Below are 543 nucleotides of genomic sequence, written 5' to 3' on the forward strand. Positions count from 1 at the left end.
ACGTACCCGTGCCTGCCCGCCCACTCTCGGGCCCGCGCCCGCCGCCGACGTCGCGGCTCCCACCATGGTGGTGGTCGCGAGGAGCACCGCCACGGTCAGAACGGCCGGTATGGGGTAGCGGTGCGACGGCCCGTTCGGGCCTGGTCAGGCCGCGGTGGCGGTGACCGTCAGGGTCGGGCGGACCGCGGCCGGCACCCAGTCCCGGTCCGGATGGGAGGGCACCTCGCGCCAGCCAAGGCCGGGCGTGAGCAGGATCAGGTCGCCGGTGGCGGGCCGGTGGGCGAACGGGATGCGTTCCTCCCAGCGCGCCATCCCCGTCGGGCCGGGCACGGCGAGGCCCACCACCAGCTCACCCGGTGGGCCGGCGGGGTCCAGGAAGATCTCCCCGCCAGACGGCCCAGACGGCCCAGACGTCGTGAGGCCCACCGTCGCGCCGGCCCCGGCGGCGTCACCCGGCGGCACCGGGAACGTGCGCGTCACCGCCCCGACGCGCACGTACAGCTCGGCTGGCCCGACCTGGGTGCCGCTCGGGCGGCCCGGGGC

At 77.7% G+C, this 543-nt stretch carries 1 pseudogene; it reads right to left on the minus strand.

Going from position 1 to position 543, the window contains the following annotated elements:
• Positions 1-144: 144 nt before the first annotated feature.
• Positions 145-543: pseudogene (locus MXD58_RS24765) on the minus strand (hypothetical protein); the annotation flags it as partial.

The sequence above is a fragment of the Frankia sp. AgKG'84/4 genome (assembly GCF_023242965.2).
Lineage (GTDB): Bacteria > Actinomycetota > Actinomycetes > Frankiales > Frankiaceae > Frankia.